20 protein-coding genes are annotated in these 19895 nt (G+C 73.2%); 12 read left to right on the forward strand and 8 right to left on the reverse strand.

Features of this window, described 5'->3' with window-relative positions; genetic code table 11:
• Nucleotides 1-672: a winged helix-turn-helix transcriptional regulator gene (locus DTL70_RS19765; RefSeq protein WP_114023320.1), complete on the reverse strand. Its 672-nt coding sequence runs from the start codon at nucleotides 670-672 to the stop codon at nucleotides 1-3.
• 89 nt (nucleotides 673-761) lie between these two features.
• Here DTL70_RS19765 and DTL70_RS19770 point away from each other — a divergent pair, with 89 nt between their 5' ends.
• Nucleotides 762-1973: a pyridoxal phosphate-dependent aminotransferase gene (locus DTL70_RS19770; protein ID WP_114023321.1), complete on the forward strand. Its 1212-nt coding sequence runs from the start codon at nucleotides 762-764 to the stop codon at nucleotides 1971-1973.
• A 20-nt stretch (nucleotides 1974-1993) separates the two neighbouring features.
• Here the strand turns inward: DTL70_RS19770 and DTL70_RS19775 are convergent, their stop codons facing one another.
• Together DTL70_RS19775 and DTL70_RS19780 are read right to left on the reverse strand one after the other, a co-directional pair.
• Nucleotides 1994-2599, reverse strand: a complete 606-nt coding sequence (locus tag DTL70_RS19775; RefSeq protein WP_114023322.1) for an MBL fold metallo-hydrolase — start codon at nucleotides 2597-2599, stop codon at nucleotides 1994-1996.
• Nucleotides 2599-3687, reverse strand: a complete 1089-nt coding sequence (locus DTL70_RS19780; RefSeq protein ID WP_114023323.1) for an S-(hydroxymethyl)mycothiol dehydrogenase — start codon at nucleotides 3685-3687, stop codon at nucleotides 2599-2601. Before DTL70_RS19780 ends, DTL70_RS19775 begins: the two co-directional genes overlap by 1 nt.
• A 230-nt stretch (nucleotides 3688-3917) precedes the next feature.
• Here DTL70_RS19780 and DTL70_RS19785 point away from each other — a divergent pair, with 230 nt between their 5' ends.
• Nucleotides 3918-4754, forward strand: a complete 837-nt coding sequence (locus tag DTL70_RS19785; RefSeq protein ID WP_245979479.1) for a uridine kinase family protein — start codon at nucleotides 3918-3920, stop codon at nucleotides 4752-4754.
• Between the two features lie 223 nt (nucleotides 4755-4977).
• Here DTL70_RS19785 and DTL70_RS19790 read toward each other — a convergent pair whose 3' ends face one another.
• The gene (locus DTL70_RS19790; protein WP_114023324.1) at nucleotides 4978-5910 is read right to left on the reverse strand and encodes a SigE family RNA polymerase sigma factor; all 933 of its coding nucleotides are present in this window, start codon (nucleotides 5908-5910) and stop codon (nucleotides 4978-4980) included.
• Between the two features lie 200 nt (nucleotides 5911-6110).
• Between DTL70_RS19790 and afsQ1 the strand changes: the two genes are divergently transcribed.
• From afsQ1 to DTL70_RS19830, 8 genes are all read left to right on the forward strand, one after another.
• Nucleotides 6111-6788, forward strand: a complete 678-nt coding sequence (gene afsQ1 / locus DTL70_RS19795) for a two-component system response regulator AfsQ1 (RefSeq protein WP_181861001.1) — start codon at nucleotides 6111-6113, stop codon at nucleotides 6786-6788.
• A gap of 85 nt (nucleotides 6789-6873) precedes the next feature.
• Nucleotides 6874-8487 carry a sensor histidine kinase gene (locus tag DTL70_RS19800; protein WP_114023326.1) on the forward strand — a complete coding sequence of 538 codons (1614 nt, stop codon included), beginning with the start codon at nucleotides 6874-6876 and terminating at the stop codon, nucleotides 8485-8487.
• Nucleotides 8484-9206 (forward strand): hypothetical protein, encoded by a 723-nt coding sequence (locus DTL70_RS19805; RefSeq protein ID WP_245979480.1) that lies wholly within the window; start codon nucleotides 8484-8486, stop codon nucleotides 9204-9206. Before DTL70_RS19800 ends, DTL70_RS19805 begins: the two co-directional genes overlap by 4 nt.
• A gap of 173 nt (nucleotides 9207-9379) precedes the next feature.
• Nucleotides 9380-9988 carry a VanZ family protein gene (locus tag DTL70_RS19810; protein ID WP_114023327.1) on the forward strand — a complete coding sequence of 203 codons (609 nt, stop codon included), beginning with the start codon at nucleotides 9380-9382 and terminating at the stop codon, nucleotides 9986-9988.
• Nucleotides 9989-10061: 73 nt separating this feature from the next.
• Nucleotides 10062-10265 carry a PspC domain-containing protein gene (locus tag DTL70_RS19815; RefSeq protein WP_114023328.1) on the forward strand — a complete coding sequence of 68 codons (204 nt, stop codon included), beginning with the start codon at nucleotides 10062-10064 and terminating at the stop codon, nucleotides 10263-10265.
• 221 nt (nucleotides 10266-10486) lie between these two features.
• Nucleotides 10487-11293, forward strand: coding sequence for a CPBP family intramembrane glutamic endopeptidase (locus tag DTL70_RS19820; RefSeq protein WP_245979481.1), 807 nt, complete (start codon nucleotides 10487-10489; stop codon nucleotides 11291-11293).
• Nucleotides 11283-12560: a sensor histidine kinase gene (locus DTL70_RS19825; RefSeq protein ID WP_114023330.1), complete on the forward strand. Its 1278-nt coding sequence runs from the start codon at nucleotides 11283-11285 to the stop codon at nucleotides 12558-12560. Before DTL70_RS19820 ends, DTL70_RS19825 begins: the two co-directional genes overlap by 11 nt.
• A complete protein-coding gene (locus DTL70_RS19830) occupies nucleotides 12524-13174 on the forward strand; it encodes a LuxR C-terminal-related transcriptional regulator (RefSeq protein ID WP_114023331.1) in 651 nt (216 codons plus the stop codon). The genes DTL70_RS19825 and DTL70_RS19830 overlap by 37 nt, the downstream gene beginning before the upstream one ends.
• Before the next feature lie 159 nt (nucleotides 13175-13333).
• Here DTL70_RS19830 and DTL70_RS19835 read toward each other — a convergent pair whose 3' ends face one another.
• Both DTL70_RS19835 and DTL70_RS19840 read right to left on the reverse strand, forming a co-directional pair.
• A complete protein-coding gene (locus DTL70_RS19835) occupies nucleotides 13334-13729 on the reverse strand; it encodes a hypothetical protein (protein WP_114023332.1) in 396 nt (131 codons plus the stop codon).
• A gap of 247 nt (nucleotides 13730-13976) precedes the next feature.
• Nucleotides 13977-15137, reverse strand: coding sequence for an adenosine deaminase (locus DTL70_RS19840; RefSeq protein ID WP_114023333.1), 1161 nt, complete (start codon nucleotides 15135-15137; stop codon nucleotides 13977-13979).
• Between the two features lie 654 nt (nucleotides 15138-15791).
• Between DTL70_RS19840 and DTL70_RS19850 the strand changes: the two genes are divergently transcribed.
• A complete protein-coding gene (locus DTL70_RS19850) occupies nucleotides 15792-16505 on the forward strand; it encodes an alpha/beta hydrolase family protein (protein WP_425470391.1) in 714 nt (237 codons plus the stop codon).
• A gap of 30 nt (nucleotides 16506-16535) precedes the next feature.
• Here the strand turns inward: DTL70_RS19850 and DTL70_RS19855 are convergent, their stop codons facing one another.
• Together DTL70_RS19855 and DTL70_RS19860 are read right to left on the reverse strand one after the other, a co-directional pair.
• Entirely contained in the window at nucleotides 16536-17468 is a 933-nt protein-coding gene (locus DTL70_RS19855; protein ID WP_114023334.1) for a class I SAM-dependent methyltransferase, read from the reverse strand.
• Nucleotides 17465-18469, reverse strand: coding sequence for a LysR family transcriptional regulator (locus DTL70_RS19860; protein WP_181861002.1), 1005 nt, complete (start codon nucleotides 18467-18469; stop codon nucleotides 17465-17467). Before DTL70_RS19860 ends, DTL70_RS19855 begins: the two co-directional genes overlap by 4 nt.
• Nucleotides 18470-18561: 92 nt before the next feature.
• On the opposite strand from DTL70_RS19860, the gene DTL70_RS19865 reads away from it, so the two are divergent.
• Entirely contained in the window at nucleotides 18562-19842 is a 1281-nt protein-coding gene (locus tag DTL70_RS19865) for an MFS transporter (RefSeq protein ID WP_114023335.1), read from the forward strand.
• Nucleotides 19843-19895 lie beyond the last annotated feature (53 nt).

A 19895-nucleotide genomic window follows, 5' to 3' on the forward strand; every position in this document is an offset into this window, starting at 1 on the left:
TCACTCGCCCCGCAGCTTCCGGGCCCACGAACCGCTCCCGGCCGCGCGGACCGTTCCCGCGGCCACCGCGTCCGCCAGTGCCAGCGAACCGTCGGCGAGAGCGGCGCACGCGTCGGCGTCCAGTTCGAGCCGCGCCCCGGCCTCTTCGGGCGCGGGGCCTTCCGCGTACGCCGGTCCGCCCCGGGGCTCGTCGTCGAGCCGCAGGTGGAAGGTGCCCTCGGGCAGGGCGACGTCGACGGCGCCCGGCACATCGCCGCCGCAGGACCGCCGCACGGCCTCCCGCAGCGGGAGGGCCCACCAGTGGGCGCGTACCGCGTCGGTGGGGCGTGGCTTGCCCAGCGCGGGGGCTCCCCAGGCGGCGAGCGCGGTCAGCGCCGGCAGCAGGGCGCGGCCGCGTGCGGTGAGTTCGTAGACGTGCCCGGTGGCCGGGCGCGGCGGGCGGCGCCGTTCGGCCAGCCCTTCGGCCTCCATGTGCTTGAGCCGGGTGGCCAGCATGTCGGTGCTGACGCCCGGCAGGTCGGCGTGGAGGTCGGTGTAGCGGCGAGGTCCTGCCAGCAGTTCGCGGACGATGAGCAGTGTCCAGCGGTCCCCGACGGAGTCGAGGGCGCGTGCGAGGGCGCAGAACTGGTCGTAGCTGCGGCGTGATCGGCTGGGGCCGGCGTGGCTCTGCATGTCCGTCAGTCTAGACATGTGGTTGGACTTTCCAAGTCCGGGCTTGGTAGAACCAAGTAACCAAGTGAGGCGCAGGAGGGCGGGCGAGCATGGAGTTCCGGCAGTCGAACAAGCTCAGCGAGGTCTGTTACGAGATCCGGGGCCCGGTCATCGAACAGGCGGACGCGCTGGAGGAGGCCGGGCACAGCGTGCTGCGGCTGAACACCGGCAACCCGGCGCTCTTCGGGTTCGAGGCGCCCGACGAGATCATCCAGGACATGGTGCGGATGCTCCCCCATGCGCACGGCTACACCGAGTCGCGCGGCATCCTGCCCGCGCGCCGCGCCGTCGCCCAGCACTACCAGCAGCGCGGCTTCCCCGAGGCGGACGTGGACGACGTCTACCTCGGCAACGGCGTCTCCGAGCTGGTGTCGATGGCCGTACAGGCGCTGGTCGAGGACGGCGACGAGATCCTCATCCCCTCGCCCGACTTCCCCCTGTGGACGGCCGTGACGACGATGGCGGGCGGCAAGGCGGTGCACTACGTGTGCGACGAGCAGTCCGAGTGGCTGCCCGACCTCGACGACATGGCCGCCAAGATCACCTCACGCACCAAGGCCGTCGTCATCATCAGCCCCAACAACCCCACCGGCGCCGTCTACCCGCGCGAGGTGCTGGAGGGCATCCTCGACCTGGCACGGCGCAACGGTCTGATGGTCTTCTCCGACGAGATCTACGACAAGATCCTCTACGACGGCACCGCCCACCACCACGTCGGCACCCTCGCCCCCGACCTGGTCTGCCTCACCTTCAGCGGGCTGTCCAAGGCCTACCGGGTGGCCGGCTTCCGCTCCGGCTGGCTCCTGGTCTCAGGGCCCAAGCAGCACGCCCGCGACTACCTGGAGGGCCTGTCCATGCTGGCCTCGATGCGGCTGTGCCCCAACGCCCCGGCCCAGCACGCCATCCAGGCGGCGCTCGGCGGCCGCCAGTCCATCGAGGAACTCGTGCTGCCCGGCGGCCGGCTCCACGAGCAGCGCGACGTGGCCTGGCGCAAGCTCAACGAGATCCCCGGCGTCAGCTGCGTCAAACCCAAGGGCGCGCTGTACGCGTTCCCGCGACTCGACCCCGAGATCCACAAGATCCACGACGACGAGCGCTTCGTCCTCGACCTGCTGCTCCGCGAGAAGATCCAGGTCGTCCAGGGAACGGGCTTCAATTGGGCCCACCCCGACCACTTCCGCGTCCTCACGCTGCCGCGCGCCGACGACCTCGACGCGGCGATCTCGCGCATCGGCCGCTTCCTGGAGGGCTACCGGCAGTAGCCCTCCAGGCCTCCACCGCGTCACACGTGCGCGGTCTCCTCGCCCACCGTCGTGCTGTCCCCGTGCCCGGTGCGCACCACCGTCTCCAGCGGCAGCGTCAGCAGGCGCTCCTTGATCGAGCGGACGATCGTCGGGTGGTCGGAGAAGGAGCGTCCCGTCGCGCCGGGGCCGCCCTGGAAGAGGGTGTCGCCGGTGAAGACGGTGCCCAGGCTCGGCGCGAACAGGCAGACGGCTCCCGGCGCGTGACCGGGGGTGTGCAGGACGGTCAGGTCGACCCCCGCGACCGAGACCACGTCGCCGTCGGCGAGTTCCCCGTCGGGGTCGCGGTCCGGGTGGGTCATCTTCCACAGCGGCATGTCGTCCGGGTGCAGCCGGATCGGCGCGCCCGTGCGGTCGGCCAACTCGGGGGCCGCGTCGACGTGGTCGTTGTGCGCGTGCGTGCACACGATCGCCCGCAGCGTACGCCCGCCCAGCGCCTCGGCGATGGCGTCGGCGTCGTGCGCGGCGTCGATGACCACGGCCTCGGTGTCGTCGCCGACGATCCACACGTTGTTGTCGACCTGGTGCGTCTCCCCGTCCAGGCGGAACTCGCCGCTGGTGACGAGGTGATCGATACGGGCCGCCATCACAGCATCACCACCGAACGCAGCACGTCGCCCGCGTGCATCCGCTCGAACGCCTTCTCCACCTCGTCCAGGTTGATCGTCTCGGTGACGAACGCGCCCAGATCCAGGCGGCCCTGCGTGTGCAGGTCGATCAGCATGGGGAAGTCCCGCGAGGGCAGGCAGTCCCCGTACCAGGAGGACTTGAGGGAGCCGCCCCGGCCGAACACGTCCAGCAGCGGCAGCTCCAGCGTCATCTCAGGCGTGGGCACGCCGACGAGGACGACGGTTCCGGCCAGGTCGCGGGCGTAGAACGCCTGCTTGTACGTCTCCGGGCGGCCGACCGCCTCGATGACCACGTCGGCGCCGAAGCCGCCGGTCAGCTCGCGGATCGCCTCGATGGGGTCGGCGGTGGAGGAGTTGACCGTGTGGGTGGCGCCGATCTTCTCCGCCGTGGCGAGCTTCCTCGTGTCGATGTCGACGGCGATGATCCGCGCGGCGCCCGCGAGCCGCGCGCCCGCGATCGCGGCGTCGCCCACACCGCCGCACCCGATGACGGCCACGGAGTCACCGCGGGTCACCTGACCCGTGTTGATCGCGGCGCCGATCCCGGCCATCACCCCGCAGCCGAGCAGCCCGGCGACGGCGGGCGAGACCGACGGGTCCACCTTCGTGCACTGCCCGGCCGCGACCAGCGTCTTCTCGGCGAAGGCGCCGATGCCCAACGCCGGCTCCAGCTCACGCCCGTCACTCGCCAGCGTCATCTTCTGCTCGGCGTTGTGGGTGTCGAAGCAGTACCAGGGCCGGCCCCGCTTGCAGGCCCGGCACTGGCCGCACACCGCGCGCCAGTTGAGCACCACGAAATCGCCGGGCGCCACATCCGTGACGCCCGCGCCCACGGCCTCCACGACACCCGCCGCCTCGTGCCCGAGGAGGAAGGGATAGTCGTCGCTGATCCCACCCTGCTTGTAGTGCAGGTCGGTGTGGCAGACACCGCACGCCTGCACCTGGACGACGGCCTCGCCGGGGCCCGGGTCCGGCACGACGATCGTCTCGACCCGCACGGGCTCGTTCTTGCCGGGTGCGACGACCCCGCGTACTTCCTGTGCCATACGGAAGGGCCTCCCTTCTCCATCGGATGTCCTGGAGGCCATTCTCCCTGTCCAGGGACGGTTTCCGGGAGGGGCGGTACGCGGGTCGCGGCGGCCAGTTTCCCCGCGAGGCGGCAGGGGGCCCGCTCTGCCCCGGTCCGCCCCGTCCGCGGGTCGGTAACAGGAGCCGCGTATCCCACTTTCGTACGGGTCTTCGAGCGCGCCGGGGGCATGACGGACAATCGTTGCCCGTGACCGACTCCAGCGACACCTGTGACGCCCCCACACGGACCGCGTCCGCAGCGGACGTACCCGCGCAGGCCGAGAGCCCCGCACCGACCGCCACCTTCGCACCGGACGCACCCTCCACGACGCCCCGCGCCGCCACCGCCACCGCGGGCCGGGCACCCGCCCCGGACCACGAGGCCGCCGCGCACCGCGCGGCTGTCCCGCACCGCGAGGCCGCCGCGCCCGCGCTCGCCCGGGTCGTCCTCGTCACCGGCCCCTCCGGCTCCGGCAAGACCCGGCTCGCCGCCCGCAGCGGACTGCCCGTCCTGCGCCTCGACGACTTCTACAAGGAGGGCGACGACCCCACCCTCCCCCTGGTGGGAGACACCGTCGACTGGGACTCGCCCCGCTCCTGGGACGCCGGCGCCGCCGTCCGCGCCATCGCCCAACTCTGCCGCGAGGGCGCCACCACGGCCCCCCGCTACGACCTCTCCCGCAGCGCCCGCACCGGCACGGACCGCCTCGCCCTCGACGGCTCGCCCCTCTTCCTCGCGGAGGGCATCTTCGCCGCCGACATCGCCGCACGCTGCGCGGCCCTCGGGCTGCTGGCCGACGCCATCTGCCTGCGGGGCCGCCCCTCCACCACGTTCCGCCGCCGCCTCCTGCGCGACATCCGCGAGGCGCGCAAGCCGCTGCCCGTCCTGCTGCGCAGGGGCTGGCGCCTCATGCGCGCCGAACCCGCCCTCGTCGCCCGCCACCGCGCCCTGGGCGCCACCCCCTGCGCCCACACGGAGGCCCACGCCCGCATCACCCGCCTGCGCACGGCCACGGACCTCACCGCGGCAGCCACGGGGAGGTGAGAGGGGGCCGCTGCCCCGGGGGCCGGCTCTTGTCCGCACGCCGACCGGGGGTCTCGGTACAACGCAAGAAAGCGGTTCCGTCTGGACCCCCTGTCCAGGCGGAACCGCTCTCTCCCTTTCCCCGTTGCTCCCCCGTGTCCCCCGTATCCCCGTTGTTTCCCCCGTAGCCCCCTGTGCCCCATGTCCCCGCGGGGTCAGGTGGACGTGCGTGTGGCCGCTTCGGTCAGGCGACCAGTTCGTCGAAGCTCTCTTCCTGGTCACGGCCGAAGCTGAGGACCTCGTCGTCGCGCAGGCGGCGGAGGGAGCGCCAGATGCTGCTCTTCACCGTGCCGACGCTGATGTCGAGTATGTCCGCGATCTCCGGGTCGGTGCGGCCCTCGTAGTAGCGCAGGACCAGCATGGTGCGCTGGAGTTCGGGCAGCCGGGCGAGGGCCTGCCACAGGACGGTGCGCAGTTCGGTGCCGCGCATCGCGTCCTGCTCCCCCACGGTCTCGGGCAACTCCTCCGTCGGGTACTCGTTGAGCTTCCGGCGGCGCCAGGCGCTGATGTGCAGGTTCGTCATGGTGCGGCGCAGGTAGCCGCCGACCGCCGCCTTGTCGGTGATGCGGCCCCAGGCGCGGTAGGTGGAGAAGAGCGCGCTCTGCAGCAGGTCTTCCGCCTCGAACCGGTCGCCGGTCAGGTGGTAGGCGGTGGCGTACAGGGAGGCACGGCGCTCGCGCACGTAGGCGGTGAACGCCGCCTCGGCGTCCGCGTCCGCGTCCGGAGTCCCCCCGGGCTCCTCGACGGTGCCGAGAGCCGTCGCCTTCCTGTACTCACCACTGCCCCGGGAGCCCCCCTCGCTCCCGTTCTCCCCCGTGTCGCCGGTATGACCCGACGTGTCGCCGGTGTGACCCGGCTCCCCCCGGTCCCCCGTCTTCCCCCCCGGGGCGTCTCCCCTCAGCCCCTCGACCGCGGGCCCGAAGACCGTTCGCGTACGCATCCGTCCGGTGCCGCGCGGACACCCCCGTGTCCCCCCGAGTTCCCGGCCGTGGTCGAGCAGCGCTGTGCCCGTCTCGGCGCCGGAGATCTCCGACCGGTTCTGTGTGGCGGGAACCGCGGGGACGTGCAGACGCGTGTGAAGGACTGCGCTGGTGTTGGTGCTGTGCAGTGTGTTCATCTCGCGCCCCCTCGGAGCCAACCGGTCGCTTGCTTGTGGGATAAACCTTGCCGCCCCGATTTCATGGCGAGGTCCCCCGTCTGTCACAGCGGTGTCACAAGGGGCGGCGGGTCACACACAGCGCAGGTCGCGGGGCGTGTCGCTGCCGGGGGCCGACCGCCGGTCGAAGTATGGGGCCGCCATGGGCCAGAATGGCGCGCGTGCCTTTCCTGTTGCTGATCGAGGACGATGACGCTGTCCGTACCGCCCTGGAGATGGGTCTGACCCGCCAGGGGCACCGCGTGGCGACCGCCGCGTCCGGTGAGGACGGCCTCAAGCTGCTGCGCGAACAGCGCCCGGATCTGATCGTGCTGGACGTGATGCTGCCCGGCATCGACGGTTTCGAGGTGTGCCGCCGCATCCGCCGCACCGACCAGCTGCCGATCATCCTGCTGACGGCCCGCAGCGACGACATCGACGTCGTCGTGGGCCTGGAGTCCGGTGCGGACGACTACGTCGTCAAACCGGTGCAGGGCCGGGTGCTGGACGCGCGGATCCGCGCGGTCATGCGGCGCGGCGAGCGGGAGTCCAACGATGCGGCGACCTTCGGTTCGCTGGTGATCGACCGCGCGGCGATGACGGTCACCAAGAACGGCGAGGACCTGCAACTGACGCCGACCGAGCTGCGCTTGCTGCTGGAGCTGAGCAGACGCCCCGGGCAGGCCCTCTCCCGGCAGCAGTTGCTGCGTCTGGTGTGGGAGCACGACTACCTGGGCGACTCGCGTCTCGTGGACGCCTGCGTGCAGCGGCTGCGCGCCAAGGTCGAGGACGTGCCCTCCTCCCCCACCCTGATCCGCACGGTGCGCGGCGTCGGCTACCGGCTGGACCCGCCGCAGTGACGGACCGCACCAGCAGGAACCGTACGAGCACGCGGAACCATAGGGGCGCACAGAACCGTACGAGCACGCAGAACGGAACCGCGCAGTGACCGATGCCCCTTCCTTCGGGGCGCGCCTGCGCTCCCGGCTCGCCGGTCTGCTGCCGTCGCTGCGGCTCCGCCTCGTCGTCGTCTTCGCGCTGGTGGCACTGACGGCGGCGGTCTCCGCCTCGGGCATCGCCTACTGGCTCAACCGCGACGCCGTTCTCACCCGCGCCCAGAACGCGGCGCTCAACGACTTCCGCAAGGCGATGGAGGACAACGCGGGCAACCTGCCCCGCAAGGTCGACTGCGGGCAGTTGCGCGAGGCGGCCGCGAAGATGGCGCGCAGCTCGCAGAACTACCAGGTGCTGCTCGTCGACGAGACGGAGAGCGGCAAGCGGTGCGCCGCGGCCTCCAACCTGGACGACTTCGCCCTGGGGGACGTGCCGGACCGGCTGCGCCACGCGGTCGAGGAGAAGCGCCCCGTCACCAAGCAGAACAAGCACCCCTACCACCTGTACTGGCAGCGCATCACGCTGGACGGCGACCCGTACCTGGTCGGCGGCGCGAAGGTGATCGGCGAAGACCCCACACCGACTGGATACCTGCTCAAGTCGCTGGCCCCGGAGCGGGACGATCTCAGCTCGCTGGGCTGGTCGCTGGGGATCGCCACAGGTCTCGCGCTGATCGGCGCGATGCTGCTGGCGCAGGCCGCGGCGACGACGGTGCTGCGCCCGGTGCGGCGGCTCGGCGACGCGGCGCGCAGGCTCGGCGAGGGGAAGCTGGAGACGCGGCTGCGGGTCTCGGGTACGGACGAGCTGGCCGAGCTGTCGCGCACGTTCAACGACGCGGCGGCCTCGCTGGAGCAGCGGGTGGCCGAGCTGAGCGCGCGGGAGGCGTCCAGCAGGCGGTTCGTCGCCGACATGTCGCACGAGCTGCGGACCCCGATGACGGCGATCTCGGCGGTCACCGAGGTGCTGGAGGAGGAGCAGGACAATCTCGACCCGATGATCGCGCCCGCCGTACAGCTGGTGGTCAGCGAGACGCGGCGGCTCAACGACCTGGTCGAGAACCTGATGGAGGTCACCCGCTTCGACGCGGGCACGGCCAGGCTGGTGCTGGACGACGTGGACGTGGCCGACCAGGTGACCGCCTGCATCGACGCCAGGGCCTGGCTGGACGCGGTGGAGCTGGACGCGGACCGGGGCATCATGGCCCGGCTCGACCCGCGCCGGCTGGACGTCATCCTCGCCAACCTGATCGGCAACGCCCTCAAGCACGGCGGCTCCCCGGTGCGGGTGTCGGTGCACACCCGCGAGCGGCCCGACGGCGGGGACGGTGACGAACTGGCCATCGAGGTCGCCGACCAGGGCCCCGGCATCCCCGAGGACGTCCTGCCGCACGTCTTCGACCGCTTCTACAAGGCGAGCGCCTCCCGCCCCCGCTCCGAGGGCAGCGGACTCGGCCTCTCCATCGCGCTGGAGAACGCCCACATCCACGGCGGGGAGATCACCGCGCACAACGCCCCCAGCGGCGAGGGCGGCGCGGTCTTCACCCTCCACCTGCCCAGGGACGCCCGCCGCGTCGCCGAGGAGTGGGAGCGCGAGAACGGCGAAGGCACCGGCGAGCACCCGCGCCACGGCGGCGACCGCGCTCAGGACGAGGGAGAAGACCGATGAGCCGCTCCGCACGGCGGAAGCAGTCACCGCCGGGGCCGCTCGCCCGGACACCTGCCGGGGCCCGGCGCGGGCGCCCGGCGCCGCTCATACTCCTGTGCGTCCTCGCCGCGATGGCGACCGGCTGCGGCATCCGCGCCACCTCCGTCCCCGTGGACGCCGGCGCGGCCCCCTCCCGGGTGGGCTGCGTGCTGCCCGACGACCACGAGAGCCCGCAAGCGGGCGGCGCGCGGTCACTCGTCCGCGTCTACCTGGTGTGCGGCTCCCGCGTCTCGCCCGTCGAACGGGAGGTGCGGATGCCGCAGGGGCGCTCGTCCGCGCAGCGGCTGCCGGTGGCGCGGAAGCTGCTGGAGGAGCTCAAGCGGCAGCCGCGCACCACGGAGGGTGCGGCGGGATTCACCACGGCCGTGCCCGACGACCTGACGGTCGAGCCGGCCGCCGACGGCGACCCGGACGAGGCGCTGCGGCTCAACCGGCCACCGGACGAGCTGCCGTCGTTCGCGCTGGCACAGCTGGTGTGCACGTACGCGGACACCGCGGCGGCCGACGCCGACGACGGAGTGGTCCTCGGCGGCCCGGCCGGCTCCCCGTCGGACGACAGCGACGGCGACGGCGACGAGAAGGCGGCCGGGAAGACGAAGGCGCCGCTGAAGCGCTACGAGTGCGGTGCCGCACTGCGGACTCGGCCGGAGGCGGCCGAGACGTCGGGCACGGAGGTGTGAGCGGCACCCGTGGCGGGGCGTACGGCGGCGGCAGCCGGGACACGCGCGGGCGGAGTGCATGAGGCGGTGGGACGCGTGCGGCGGCCCGGGCCGGGACACGCGTGTGACACAGTCCTGACCCGCTCAGGACACCGCAAGGAACCGCGGCGGAACGCGCTGGCGTCCTTGATGGCGTGCAGCGCCTTGGCTCCGGCGGCCTGACCTCCGCCTCCCGTATCCGCGCCGTGGGACTCCTCCTGCTGGCGGTACACCTGTGTCTCGTCGGCTGGCTGACGCTGCGCCCCCTCTCGGTTCCCTGGATGGCGCCCGCCAACCTGCAACCGCTGGCCACCATCCGCGCCGAACTCGCCGACGGGCCGCGGGCCGCGCTGGAGGCGCTGGGCCCCGCCTTGCTGCTGCCGGCACCGTTCGGGGTGCTGCTGCCGCTGGCCACAGGACGCCTGCACCGCAGGCTCCCCGGCACCGTGGCGCGCACCACCTTCGCCGGGGCGATGCTCTCAGTGGGGCTCACGCTGGCGCAGACAGGGGTGTCGGGGCAGCTCCTCGACGTCGACACGGTGCTGCTGAACACCGCGGGAGTGGCGCTGGCGGCCGGGCTCGTCTTCCCGTTGGTGCGGCGCGGCCTGCGCTCTTGGGGCGACCGCAGCGGAGGAGGCCGCCTGCCGGACGGCGGGCAGCGGTCCGGGACGGCCGAGCGTCGGACCGGCACCGGTGTACGCCTGCGGGAGGAGACCTCCCAGGGGTCGCCCCCGAGAGCCACCAGGGTCGGAATGGCACCGTAGTGCGATGTTCATCCCGTTGGTCCGTTCTATCGTCGGAAGACAGAGAGAGAACGACCGACGAAGGAGCAGCCTCATGCCCGCACTGGCCCGCCCCGAACAGGGACGCATGATCGGCGGCGTCTGCGCCGCCCTCGCACGGCGCTTCGGCACCACGCCCACCACGGTGCGCGTCCTCTTCCTCGTCTCGTGCCTCCTGCCGGGACCGCAGTGCCTGCTCTACCTGGCACTGTGGGTGCTGCTCCCCAGCGAGCGACAGCACCACAGGTCCGCGTGGTGACCCTGCCGCGTCGCACGGCAGCCTCCGACGGATCCGAGGACAGCCCCCCGCACGCACGGTGACGACGCGGGTGACGACGCGGGTGACGATGTGGCCTGGCGCGCGGGTGTCCGGCACCAGGCCAGTCGACCACCGGTCGCCGCAGGGGTGTACCTGGATACACCCCTGTTCGGCAATCAACTGCAGTGGCGTCCACCGGACGCGGCGGCATCGTCGGTGCCATGCGAAAAAGATCCCTCGACCTCACAGCGATGGCCGTGTACGTGGCCGTCGCGTTTTCGGCGGCCGGCGTGCTGGGGGCCGTGCAGCCCCTGACGCGGATACCCGGCGAAGTCGTTCAGCTGACGCAGTTCGGCCCCGCTCTCGGTGTGGGTGTCGTCGCGCTGCTGTGGCCCGGGCGGCTGCGGGAGGTGCTCGCGGGGACCGGGCCGGCTCGGGCCCGCGGGGCGCTGCTGCTCGCCACCGCGCCGGTGATCATCGTCGTGAGCGCTGCGCTCCACGCGGCGCTGACCGGTGAGGCCGGACTCGCGCGGCCCGAAGCGCCGTTCGCACTGATCGCCGCGGCGCAGTTGCTCGGGGCGTGCGGTGAGGAGATCGGATGGCGCTGTCTGCTGCAGCCGTTGCTGCGCACCCGGTTCGGCCCCCTGGGCGCCTCGGTGACGGTAGGCATCGTGTGGGGCGTCTGGCACGTGCAGATCTTCGCGCGGCACCCGGTGTACGCGGTGTCCTTCCTGGTGGCGGCGGTTTCCATGTCGGTGGTGCTGGGCCTGGCCCTCGATCTGGCGGGAAGCTCGCGGCTGCTGCTCGCCGGAGGTTTTCACGCGCTGATCAACCTCGGCATGCTGCTGTGTATGGACGAGGAGTCCGGCGCGGTGCTCCCCATGGTGGTCTTCGGCTCTTCGTGTCTGCTGGCCGCGGCCGTGTGGGCGTGGACAACCGCTCGTGCGGCGCGGTCGGCTGCTTCTGGGGCGCAGTCGGCCGCGTCCGTACGGGCTAGGCTGCCGGTGATCATGAGAGATGTTCGATAAGCCGCGCGCGCTCGTCTCCCGCGCCGGTACGGCCCTCGGCCGGTGCCAGGTGGCCGGGCTGCACGCCGTCGCGGTGTGGGTGACCGGCGCGCTGGTGGTGTCCGCCCTCCTGCTGCTGCCCGTGGGGGCCGGTCTGTGGCTCCTGCCGCCGACCGCACGCCGGCTGCGGGCACTGTCCGACCGCTCCAGGACCCGTGCCGCCAAGTGGACGGGCCTCCACGTCAGCGGCCCCGAGCCCCCGCACGGCGACGTCCCGGCCCGCGACGCCCGCGCGCGAGCGAGGGCGGTGCTCGCCGACGAGGGGTTCTGGCGCGACCTGGCGTGGGCCTGGGTGGAGCCGCTCGTCGGCGGGTTGCTGGTCGCGGTGCCGCTCGCCCTGGTCGAGTACGGCGCGTTCGGGGTGTTGGTGCAGCCGTTCATCTGGCGGCTTCTCGGCGACGGCAACTGGTACGCGTTCGTTCCCGTACACGACTCGTCGACGGTGTTCGCCGCGCTGGCGCTCGGCCTGGCCCTGATGGCCGCGGGGCTGCTGATGGCCCCCGCCGTACTGCGGCTCCACGCCAGGACGGGCCGGCCGTTGCTCTCCGCCTCCCGCGGCGCCCGGCTCGCCCGGCGGGTCGAGCACCTGGCGGACACCCGGGCCAGGGCGGTGGACACCTTGTCGGCCGAACTGCGGCGCATCGAGCGGGATCTGCACGACGGCGCGCAGGCCCGGCTGGTCGCCCTCGGGATGACGGTCGACCGGGCGACCCGGCTGCTGGAGACGGACCCGGGTGCGGCGCGCGAACTGCTGCTGGACGTGCGCACCACCTCCGAGCAGGCCCTGGCGGATCTGCGTGCCCTCGTCCACGGCATCCACCCGCCGATCCTCACCGACCGGGGTCTCGGTGACGCCATCCGCTCGCTGGCTCTCGACAGCTTCCTCGACGCCCACGTCGAGGCCCGGCTGCCGGGCCGCTTCGCGGCGCCGGTCGAGTCGGCCGCCTACTTCGCGGTGAGCGAGGCGCTCGCCAACGCCGCGAAGCACTCCGCCGCACGTGAGGTCCGCATCGTGCTGACGCACGCCGGCGGCCTGCTGCGCGCCACGGTCACCGACGACGGCCGCGGAGGTGCCGATCCGTCCCGTGGCACCGGCCTCCTCGGCGTACGCAGGCGGTTGGACACTTTCGACGGCACCCTCACCCTGCACAGCCCGCACGGCGGGCCGACCACGCTGACGATGGAGATTCCGTGCGCATTGTCCTCGCCGAAGACCTCTTCCTGCTGAGGGACGGGCTCGTCCGCACACTGCAGGAGTACGGCAACGAGGTCGTCGCGGTGGACAACGGCCCGTCGCTGCTGCGCGCGCTGCTCGACGCGTCGGATGCCGCACCGGATCTCGCCGTCGTCGATGTGCGCCTCCCGCCGACCTACACCGACGAGGGGCTGCGGGCCGCCCTCGAAGCCCGTCGGCAACGGCCCGCTCTGCCCGTTCTCGTCCTCTCGCAGTACGTCGAGACGCTGTACGCCAAGGAGCTGCTCGCCGGAGGCGAGGGCGCCGTCGGCTACCTGCTCAAGGACCGGGTCACCCGCACCGAGCAGTTCGTCGACGCGGTCCTGCGGGTCGCCGCCGGAGGGACGGTGATGGACCCCCAGGTCGTCTCCCGGTTGCTGTCCCGCAGCGACGCCCGCGGCACCATCGGCACGCTCACGCCCCGCGAACGCGAGATCCTCGCGCTGATGGCCGAGGGCCGGTCGAACACCGCCGTCGCCGCCTGTCTGCATCTGAGCGACAGCGCGGTCGCCAAGCACATCGCGAGCATCTTCACCAAGCTCGCGATCAGCCCGTCGGCGGATGCCAACCGCCGGGTGCTGGCTGTGCTCGCCTACCTCGGGCACTGACCGCCGGGGGACGGGCTGTTCGCCGCGCGAAGGGGGAACGAAAAGGGGCTGCGTCACCCGTCGCGGGTGACGCAGCCCCTCCGCCGTGGAGAGCCCCTTCGGGGCGCCGCCGTCGTCGGCCCGGCAGCCTGCCTCAGCGGCGGCCACCGCCGCGCTGCGTCAGTGGGAGCCGCCCACCGGGAGGGCCTTGCCGAGGGGCAGGCCGCCGAGCATGCCGCCGCCGGGGGCCGAGCTCTTGCCCTCGGTGGACTTCTGCGCGTTGTCGGCCACCGTCTCGGTCGCGTCCAGCGGGGTACCCGTCAGGGCCCCGGACAGCGCCTGCTGGGCGACGCCCACCGGTTGGGACAGCCCGCCCGGCAGGCCCTGGGTGGCCTCCCGGAGCGGAAGGTCGCCCACGGTCTTGCCCGCGGTCTCGGCGACCGGACCGAGGGCCTTGCCTGCGGGCGCGCCGCCGAGCATGTCGGTGGGGGCGGCGGAGGCGGAACCCGCGCCGGCCACGACGGCGGCCGCACCCAGCGCGGCGACGCCCAGCGTCTTCTTGGCTACCTGCTTCATCAGTGTCTACGTCCTCGGAGTGGGGGCTTTGAGCAGCTCGAACAGGGCTTGAGTGCCCCGGTGCGGGGCTCCAGCGGCCCGGGGGCCTGAGCAGCCCGGCGAACGTAGCCAGGAATTCCGAGGAGTCGCAAACACGCGGGCGACGCCGTAAGTCGCCGTCGAGACGGGATCCGCGGCGGGGCGCCCGACGCCTTCCGCCGCCGCCCGCGGGGCGCGGGGCGGCGGCGGAAGCGCTGGTCACCGGGCGTCAGACCGCGGCGGTGGGGAAGAGCCACTCCGCCTTGAGGGCCGCGTATCCCGGCTTGACGACGTCGTTGATCATGGCGAGACGTTCATCGAAAGGAATGAACGCCGACTTCATGGCATTGACGGTGAACCACTGCATGTCGTCCAGCGTGTAGCGGAACGTCCGCACGAGGTGCTCGAACTCGTTGCTCATGCTCGTGCCGCTCATGAGCCTGTTGTCCGTGTTGACCGTCGCGCGGAAGTGGAGCCGGCGCAGCAGCCCGATGGGGTGCTCGGCGTACGAAGACGCCGCGCCCGTCTGCAGGTTGGAGGAGGGGCACAGCTCCAGCGGGATCCGCTTGTCGCGCACGTACGCCGCGAGGCGGCCGAGCTTGACGTCTCCCCCGTCGCCGACCTGGATGTCGTCGATGATGCGCATCCCGTGCCCGAGCCGGTCGGCGCCGCACCACTGGAGGGCCTGCCAGATCGAGGGGAGCCCGAACGCCTCGCCCGCGTGGATGGTGAAGTGGTTGTTCTCGCGCTTGAGGTACTCGAACGCGTCCAGGTGCCGGGTGGGCGGGTGGCCCGCCTCCGCGCCCGCGATGTCGAAGCCGACCACACCCAGGTCGCGGTAGCGGTTGGCCAGCTCCGCGATCTCCAGCGCCCGGGCCGCGTGCCGCATCGCCGTCAGCAGCGCGCCGACCCGGATGCGGTGGCCCGCGGCGCGCGCCAGCCGTTCGCCCTCGCGGAAGCCCTCGTCGACCGCCTCGACGACCTGCTCCAGCGTCAGGCCGCCCAGCAGGTGCTGTTCGGGCGCGTAGCGGACCTCGGCATAGACGACTCCGTCGGCGGCCAGGTCCTGCGCGCACTCCGAGGCGACGCGGAAGAGCGCGTCGCGGGTCTGCATCACGCCGACCGTGTGCGAGAACGTCTCCAGATAGCGCTCGAGGGAGCCCGAGTCGGCGGACTCGCGGAACCAGCTCTCCAGCCGTCCCGCGTCGGTCTCCGGCAGCGCGTCGTAACCGGCCTCGCGGGCCAGTTCGACGATGGTCGCGGGGCGCAGCCCGCCGTCGAGGTGATCGTGGAGCAGAACCTTCGGTGCGCGGCTGATCTGCTCCGCGGTGGGGACGACACCCCCGGGGACGACTCCCTGGGGGACGGTGCTCTCGGATTCGCTTACCATCACGGCACTCTAGCTCCTACGCGCGTAGAACGCATGGGGAACGAGGGAGCGTTTTCGGGGTGGTCCGGTTCCGTGCGCTCGCCTGGCCCCGGGCGGGGGGCTACGGGTGATCCGCGTGCGGGCAACCCGTGCGCGTGGCGCCCGTGTGCGTGCACCGCGTGTGCGGAACCCGTGTGTGCGGAACACGTGCGTGCGGAACACGTGCGTGCGGAACCCGTGGTTCCGGGCCTTCGGGGCGTTCAGGACCCTCGTTCCCCGGGGTTTCCACGCGGTTTCCCCACTCCCTTGCGTCAACTCCCTTCCCTCCGCGCGGCGGCGTGCCATTGTTGCGCCATGGCTCAGCGAGCGTTGCCCGAGAGGGAAGCACGCCTGGGACGGCCCCACGGGGCCGTGGGGCAGGCACCGCACGCCGTCGTGCTCGTCCTGCCGGGCGACAGCGGCGGCGCGCTCCGCGGCTCCGCGCTGGCGGCGGCCGCCGCGCTGCCGCTGGCGCGCCGTCTGGGGCGCGCCGGAACGCGGGACGATCCGCTGACCGCGCACGTCGTCCACTACCGCGCCGCTGCCACCCGCCGGGACGCGGCTGAGGGCCCGTCGTCCGACGCGCCCGGGGGCGCGCGCTCCGCCCCGGGCGCCGGGGGCGCGGGAGCCGACTCCGTGGAGAGCGGCGTCGAGGCCCCTGGCGGCGCCGAGGCCCGGAGAGACGTCGAGGCCCCGGGGGCAGGCGGTGTCGAGGACATCGGAAAGCCCGGTCCGCGCGCCGACGCGCCCCCCGGCGAGGCGGCGGGCGACGGTGCCGGGGCTCTCGGTGAGGCCCTGACCGCCACGGACAGTCGGGCCCGGCGCATCGGGTGCGCGTACGCCGAGGACGCCGAGTGGGCCGTCGAAGAGGTCGTACGCCGGTACGGTGACGTTCCCGTCTGCCTGGTCGGCAGAGGCGTCGGCGGGCGTGCGGCGCTGCGCGCCGCCGGCCATCCCGCGGTGGTCTCCGTCGTGGCGCTCGGTCCCGTGCTGGACGGCGCCGACGGTGCGGACGGCACGGACGACGCGGAGCCCGTACGGCATCTGCGCGGCCGTCACGTACTGCTCGTGCACGGCACCAACGACGCGCGGAGCGACCCGGAACTGTCCTTCCGTTTCGCCGAGCGCGCCAAGAAGGTCAACGCCCGGGTGTGCCGGTTCGAGGTGCACACGGACGGACACGGGCTGCGCGGCTACGCGGCCGAGGTCTCCGCGCTCACCCGGGACTTCGTCCTCGGCACCCTGTGTGCCCGCGACCTGTGCCGGCCCCTGACCGACGCCCTGGCGGCTCCCCCGCCCCTGGGCCTGCGGATGCCGCTGGCGAGCGGCTTCGGCAAGAGTTTGCGGTAGCTCGTGCGCGGGCGCGCCAGGCGTCGCGGGTCAGGTGCGTACCGCCGTGTGCACGGTCGTCGCTGTCAGGAAGAAGACGTCGGGGCGGCGCAGGACGCCTTCGGGCAAGGTGTCGTCCAAGAGCGTGTCGAGGGTGGCGAGGTCGTCGGCGTCCAGGGTGTCGGCGAGGCCGGTGCGGAAGCGTTCGAGGCGGCCGCGCACGTGGGCGCGGGCGACCGGGTCGAGGGGGGCCTGGTGGTCGGTGAGGAAGGTGCGGCTGCCCGTCGGGGTCAGCCCGGCGGCGACGAGCAGCGCGGGCCAGTCCTCCACCGTGCGGGTGTGGCCCGGCAGTTCGGCGCGCATGGCGGTGAACCAGTCCTCCTCGGCGGCGTCCAGCCGTGCCTGGAGGCCGGGGCGGCCCAGGCCGATGTCGCGGGGCAGGTAGCGGGTGGGCAGCCCGCGTTCGCGGACGGCCAGGACACCGCCGGGGCGCAGCGCTCCGGCGAACGTCTCCAGGGCGGCGCGCTGGTCGCCGAGGTGGTGGACGACGTTGCTGGTCCAGATCAGTTCGGCGCTGCCCAGGTCGGCTACGCCGTCGGGGAGTTCGGCGGAGCGGGTGGTGATCCGGGAGGCGAGCCCCTCGCGTGCGGCGCGGGCGCGGGCGCGCTCCAGCAGCCCGGGGGCGCTGTCCACGGCGACCGTCTCGGCGCCGGGGAAGGCGTGGGCGAGGGCGGTGGTGGAGACGCCGGGGCCGCTGCCCAGGTCGAGGACGCGGGTGACCTCGCGGCTGCCCGTGAGGTCGTGCAGCCAGGCGGCGGCCTCCTCGAGGAACGGCACGTTCAGTTCGGCCTCGCGTTCGAGGTGTTCGGCGAGGGCCTCCCAGTCCGGTTCGGTACCGGTGGCGCCACCCCCGTGGGCGTGCCCGGGGCCATGGGCGGCGTCGGGTCCATGGGCAGCGGCCGGGCCGTGCGGGTGAGGGGTCATCGGTTGTCCTCCGGGGCGGGGTGGTGGGTGGGTTCGGCACGCAGGAGTTGGCCCCTGCGGCTGAGCAGAAACGCTTTGAAGGCGGCCACGGGCGGCGTGTCGGGGCGCCCGGCTGACCAGGCCAGCCCGATCTCGCGGACGGCGCGCGGCGCGGTCACCGTCACCTCCCGTACGCCGGGCCGGGGGAAGACGGGCGGGGGCAGCAGTGCGACGCCCAGCCCGGCGGCGACCAGCCCGCGGATGGTCTCGGCCTCTTCGCCCTCGAAGGCGATCCGGGGGGTGAACCCGGCCTCGGCGCACATCGTGTCCAGGATGCGCCGCATGCCGTAGCCGGGCTCCAGGGTGACGAAGGACTCCTCGGCGGCCTCGGCGAGCCGGATGCGTTTGCGCCGCGCGAGCCGGTGGTCGTCGGGGACGACGAGCCGCAGCCGCTGTTCGTCCAGGCGGCGGGCGACCAGGTCGGGGGCGTCGGGGACGGGCGAGGTCAGACACAGGTCGAGCTCTCCGGCTCGGAGCCGCTCCAGCATGGCGTCACCGTAGTTCTGCACCAGGGCGAAGCGGACGCGCGGGTGGTCGGCGCGGAAGGCGCGCAGCAGTTCGGGGACCGTCTCCCAGCCGAGGGTGTGGAGGAAGCCGAAGGCGACCTTGCCGGTGGCGGGGTCGGCGTCCGAGCGCACCGCTTCGGCGCCCTGTTCGACGGCGGTCAGAGCCCGCTCGGCGGCGGCCAGGAACGTGCGGCCCGCCGGGGTGAGGGAGACGGTGCGGCCGTGGCGGGCGAAGAGGGCCACGCCCAGGTCGGCCTCCAGCCGGGCAAGGGACCGGCTGAGGGAGGACTGCGGAACGCCGAGTTCCTGCGCGGCGCGGGTGACGTGCTCGTGGCGGGCGACGGCCGCGAACTGCGCGAGGCGGGGCGTGAGCGCGTACACCGTGGGCGCCGTCGCGCCGACCGAGAGCGGCCGCGGTGTGACGGAGCTGTCTTCGACGCTACGGGAGGGTGACACGGGCGGCCCTTACCTGCGGTGATGCGGACGAGCATCGATTCTCGCACTTTCATGCATTGGACGGATGAGAGGAGAGTTCGTACGTTCGTGTCATGCCTGCTCTCGATACCGGGGCGTCCACCCAGCCGGTGGACGCCTCTTCGTGTCCTGCCGAGGGGACGGCTGAGGCCGCCGACGCGACGAAGCTGAGCCCCGGCGACTCCGGGCACGGGCGGATGCGTCTCGCCCTGTTCGCCGCCGGACTGTCGACCTTCGCCCTGCTCTACTCCACCCAGGCGCTGCTGCCCGAGATCTCCCGCTCGCTGCACGCCTCACCCGACCAGGCGAGCTGGACCGTCTCCGGCGCGACCGTCGGACTGGCCGTCGCCGTGCTGCCGCTGGCCGCGCTGTCCGAACGCTTCGGCCGGCGCCGGATGCTGACCGTCTCCATGGCGGTGGCGGTCGCGCTCGCGCTCGTCGTCCCCTTCGCCCCCAGCCTGCCGGTCCTCATCGCCCTGCGGACGCTCCAGGGGGCGGCGGTGGCCGGCGTGCCCGCCTCGGCCATGGCGTTCCTCTCCGACGAGGTACGCGGCAGCCACCTGGTGGGCGCCGTCGGGCTGTTCGTGGCGGGCAACAGCGTGGGAGGCATGAGCGGGCGCATCCTCACCGGCTGGGTCACCGAGGCGTGGGGCTGGCGGGCCGGGCTCGGTGCCGTCGCCGTCACCTCCCTGCTGTGCGCGGTCGCCTTCCGGCTCCTGGTACCGCAGGCACGGCACTTCACCCCCGTGCCGCTGCACCCGCGCCGGGTCGCCGCGACGGTCCGCTCCCACCTGGGCAACGCGCTGCTGCTGCGGCTGTACGCGATCGGGCTGCTGTTCATGGTCGTCTTCGGCGCCGTCTACACCGTCATCGGCTACCGGCTGGTGGCCGCCCCCTTCGGGCTCTCCCAGGGCCTGGTGGGCTCCATCTTCGTCATCTACCTGGTGGGCACGCTCGCCTCGGCCACCGCCGGGCGGCTCAACGCCCGGCTGGGCCGGCGCGGAACCCTCTGCCTGGGGATCGGCACCGCCTCCGCGGGCCTGCTCGTCAGCCTCGCCGACAGCCTGGCCGCCGTCGTCGCGGGGCTCGTCCTGATCACGGCAGGGTTCTTCGCGGGGCACGCGGTGGCCTCCGGCTCGGTCAGCCGCACCGCCACCCACGGCCCCGCGCAGGCCTCGGCCCTCTACCAGATGTCCTACTACGTGGGCAGTTCCCTGGGCGGTGCGCTGGGCGCCGCCGCGTTCGCCGCGGGCGGCTGGAGCGCGACCGTCGCGCTGGCGCTGGGCGCCATGGTGCTGGCGGGAGGGATCACGCTGTACGCGAGTCGGCGCGCGGCGGCGCCGGCACAGCCCTGAACACCGGCCCCACGGTCGGAAGGTGCCCTCTGACAGCTCCTCTCGTTGTGCTC

Origin of the sequence: Streptomyces diacarni, assembly GCF_003323715.1 — a bacterium.
Classification (GTDB): domain Bacteria; phylum Actinomycetota; class Actinomycetes; order Streptomycetales; family Streptomycetaceae; genus Streptomyces; species Streptomyces diacarni.